This window comes from Cellulomonas hominis (assembly GCF_005239125.1).
GTDB classification, from domain to species: domain Bacteria; phylum Actinomycetota; class Actinomycetes; order Actinomycetales; family Cellulomonadaceae; genus Cellulomonas; species Cellulomonas hominis_A.
On record NZ_SZYE01000266.1, the window covers coordinates 1 to 4,213 of the forward strand.

General features: G+C 79.4%; 3 protein-coding genes. 2 read left to right on the forward strand and 1 reads right to left on the reverse strand.

The annotated features are described in order from the left end of the window. Positions 1–1,936: 3'-5' exonuclease (locus tag FA014_RS18525; protein WP_195969372.1), on the forward strand; the 1,936-nt coding region annotated here is incomplete at its 5' end. Between the two features lie 16 nt (positions 1,937–1,952). On the opposite strand, the gene FA014_RS18530 is transcribed toward FA014_RS18525, so the two are convergent. Continuing rightward, complete coding sequence (locus FA014_RS18530; protein WP_154731091.1) at positions 1,953–2,888, reverse strand: phosphotransferase; 936 nt, start codon at positions 2,886–2,888, stop codon at positions 1,953–1,955. A gap of 172 nt (positions 2,889–3,060) precedes the next feature. Here FA014_RS18530 and nudC point away from each other — a divergent pair. Beyond that, the coding region (nudC, locus tag FA014_RS18535) for an NAD(+) diphosphatase (protein ID WP_195969373.1) at positions 3,061–4,213 on the forward strand (1,153 nt) is incomplete at its 3' end.

A 4,213-nucleotide genomic window follows, 5' to 3' on the forward strand; every position in this document is an offset into this window, starting at 1 on the left:
GGCCGTCCCCGGGGACGGGGCGCAGGCCGACTACGTGGACCCGACGGTCGACGCCGGGCTGGTGCGCGTGCTCGGCCCGTCGCTCCCGGGCGACCCCGGCGACCCCGGCGACCCGCCCGCGGGCGGCCCCCTCGCCGGCGACGGGGTCGCGATCGACGGCGTCCCCTCGGCGGGCGTCCCCGGCGACGGCACCGCCGAGCCCGCCCCGGTCGTGGCCGACGTCGTGGACGAGCGCAGCATCGTCGACGCGGTCGACTCCCCGCCCCCGCCGGGCTGGACCAGCCCCGCCGGCCGCGGCCTGACCGCGACCGGCCTGGCACGGGTCACCGCCGTCGGCGAGGTGCTCCGCGCCGTCCGCCAGCACACCTACCTGTCCCTGCCCGAGCTCGTCGCGCACGCCGAGCGGCTCTGGGGCCTGGACATCGAGGTCGCCGCCCGGGCGGGCGTCGCCCCGGGCCGGGCCCGCGCGCACCTCGACGCGTTCCGGGAGGTCGCCGTGCGGTACGCGGACGCGACCGACGACCCGACGCTCGGCGGCTTCCTGGCCTGGCTGGAGTCGGCCGACGCGCACGAGCACGGCCTGGACATGCCGGTCGCCGAGCCCGACCCGGACGCGGTCCAGCTCATCACCGTGCACGCGGCGAAGGGGCTGGAGTGGGACGCGGTCGCCGTGGCCGGCCTGGTCGACGGCGGCCTGCCCGCGACCCGGACGCAGGGCCCGAACGGGCCGACCGACTCGGCGTGGCTGACCGGCCTCGGCGAGCTGCCGTACCCGCTGCGCGGCGACCGGCACGACCTGCCCGAGCTCGCCTACGCCGGGGCTGCGGACCCGAAGGACCTCGAGGAGCGGCGCAAGCAGTTCCTGCTGGACGCGGGGGACCACCAGGTCGCCGAGGAGCGCCGGCTCGCCTACGTGGCGTTCACCCGCGCGCGGGCCTCGCTGCTGCTCACCGGCGCCTGGTGGGGCGACGGGTCCCGGGTGCGGCCGCCGTCGCTGTTCCTCACCGAGGTGGTCGACGCGGGGCTGGCGCGGGTCGCCGGCTGGGCGGACCTGCCCGACGAGGCCACCGAGAACCCCCGGACGCAGGAGGCGGCGGGGGCGGTGTGGCCCGCCGACCCGTTCGGCGGCGAGGCCGAGGGCGGCCCGGTGCGCAGGTCCGCTGTCGAGGCGGGCGCGGCGGCGGTGCGCGCGGCGCGGGTCGAGCGCGCGGCGCTCGGCGCCGCGGCGGCGCCGAGGTCCGGCTGGGACCGGATCGTCGACCTGCTGCTCGCGGAGCGCGCGCTGGAGGCACGGCCGCGGCCCGAGGTCGAGCTGCCCGCGCACCTGTCGGCGTCGGCCGTCGTCCGGCTGGCCGCCGACCGCGGCGAGTTCGCCCGCGCGCTGCGCCGCCCGGTGCCCAACCGGCCCTCCCCGCAGGCGCGGCGCGGCACCCAGTTCCACGCCTGGGTCGAGGGGTTCTTCGGCTCGCCCGCGCTGGTCGACCTGGACGACCTGCCCGGGGCCGACGACGACTCGGTGCCGGTCGACGCCGACGAGGCCGCGCTGCGGGCCGCGTTCCTCGCGACCCCGTGGGCCGCGCTGGAGCCCGTCGCGGTCGAGGTCGACGTCGAGACGACCGTGGCCGGCTACGTGCTGCGGTCCCGGATCGACGCCGTGTTCCGCGACCCCGACCGCCCGGGGGAGCGGGACGCCGTGGTCGTCGTCGACTGGAAGACCGGCGCCCCGCCGGCCGACCCCGCCGCGACGGCGGTGCGGGAGCTGCAGCTCGCCGTGTACCGGCTCGCGTGGTCCCGGTGGACCGGCACCCCGCTCGACCGGGTCAGCGCGGCGTTCTGCTACGTCGGCGCGGGCCGCACGGTCCGCCCGGAGCGCCTCCTGGGCGCGGACGAGATCGAGCGCCTGCTCCTGGCGGCGACGGAGGCCGGCCCGGCGTGACCCCGCGCCGGGCGGGTCAGAGCTCGGCCGCGCCCGGCTCCGCGACGTCGCGGGTCTGCTCGTCGAGCTCGTCGAGCATCTGCACCGCGTCCGCGACCACCTCGTCGTCCCCGGACCGCACGCCGTAGAGCAGCCACCGCGCCAGCGCGAGCTCGCCGGCGAGCAGGGCCCGGTCGGCGAGGTGCGGGTCGGTGAGCTCGGTGCGGCGGAGCTGGTAGGCCTCCATGATCGAGTCGACCGACTCCTGCGGGGCGGCGACGAGCAGCCACGCCAGGTCGTCGGCGGGGTCGGCGACCTTGGCCTCGCCCCAGGAGGTCACCCCGGTCACGGCGCCGTCCGCGACCAGCACGTGGTCCGCCGACAGGTCCCCGTGCACGACGACGGGCGCGAACTTCCACATCGCGACGTCCTCGAGCCGCTCCTCCCAGCGCCGCAGCAGCGTGGCGGGCACCCGGCCGGTGCGCGCGGCCTCGTCCACCTCCGCGAGCCGGCGGGTGCGGTACGCGGCAGCGTCGTAGGCGGGCAGGCCCGCGTCCTCGACGATCGCCACCGGCAGCTCGTGCAGCGCGGCGATCGACCGGCCGAGCGAGGCGGCGATCCCCGGGCCGGGGGCGACCCGCTCCAGGTCGACCGGGCGGCCCGGCAGCTCGCGGTGGACGACCACCCGGCCGCCCTCCTCGAGCGGCGCGGCGCCCGCGACCCGCGGCACGTCGAACGGGAGCTTCCCGGCGTCGACCTGGTCGCCGAGCGCGCCCAGCAGCACCAGCTCGGCCTCCAGGGCGGCGCCCGCGGCGGCGCTCCGGGGCGCGCGGACCACCCAGTGCCGGCGCTGCCCGTCGGTCACGAGGGCGACGTCGTCGTCCCCCGCGGCCGCGGCGGCGCGCACCTCGCGGGCGTCGAAGCCCGGGACGGCGACGGTCGCGAGAGCGGCGAGAGCAAGGGGAGAACGCACCGTCCCAGGGTAGGACCCCGGCGGGCCCGGGACCGCCCGCGGGCCGCCGGGCGTGTCACCGGGCCACGACCCCGGCGGACACCGGCGCGCTGCCGGCGGACGTGGCGCGCGTCGCACCGCCCCCGCTCGGCCGTCGCCTGCGACGGCCGCCCGCGACGCGTACGGTGGCGACGTGTTCGCCTCCGACCTCCCTCTGTCGCGGACGGTCACGGACCGGGCCGCGGACCTCCGCGGTGACGAGGACCTGCTGCCCGCGCTGCTCGACGACGCCACGACCCGGGTGCTGCTGGTGTCCGGCGGACGGGTCGTGACCCGTCGCCGCGGCCGCCGCCCGGCGCTGGCGCTCTACCCGCCGCAGGAGGCGGCGCTGCGGGCGCCGAGCTCCTCGCTCGCCGAGCGGTGGGCGTTCCTCGGCTACGACGACGCGGACCGCCTGCCGGGCGTCGCGCCGGGCGAGACCCGGCCCGCGGGCCCCGCCTACCTGGCGCACCACGTCCCGGAGGGCGCGCCGTCGGCGCTGCCCCCGGGCGACGAGTGGACCGCGCTGCGCGAGGTCGGCGGCGAGCTGTCGGCCCGGGACGCGGGGCTGGCGACCGCGGCGGTGGCGCTGTACGAGTGGCACGTCCGGTACCCCCGCTGCCCGCGCTGCGGCGCGGAGACGCAGCCGGTGTCCAGCGGCTGGGTGCGCCGCTGCCCGGTCGACGGGTCGGACCACTACCCGCGCACCGACGCCGCGGTCATCATGGCGGTCGTCGACGAGGCGGACCGGCTGCTGCTGGCCAACTCCTCCGCGTGGCCGACGCACCGGTTCTCGACGCTCGCGGGGTTCGTGGAGCCCGGGGAGTCGGTCGAGCACGCCATCCGCCGCGAGGCGCGCGAGGAGACCTCGGTCGTGGTCGGCGAGGTCGAGTACCGGGGGAGCCAGCCCTGGCCGTTCCCGGCGTCGCTCATGCTGGGCTTCCGGGCCCGGGCGCTGTCCACGGAGATCACCGTCGACGGCGACGAGCTGCGCGCGGCGCGCTGGTTCGACCGGGAGACGCTGCGCGCCGAGGTCGAGCGGGGCTCCGTCGTGCTGCCGCCGGGCACGTCGATCGCCCGGGCGCTGATCGAGGACTGGTACGGCGGGCCGCTGCCGACCGACCCGCTGCGCGACGGCTGGAGCCGGGGCGCCGTGCCGCCGGGCGACCAGGCCGCGCCCGCGGACCGGGCCACCTCGGCGGAGACGTCCACCCCGGCGGAGGGGTCCGCGTCGGCGGACGGGGCCGCCTCGGCGGCGTCGCCTGCGCCGGCCACCGTCCCGGCCGGGCCGGGGGCGGCCGCCGACC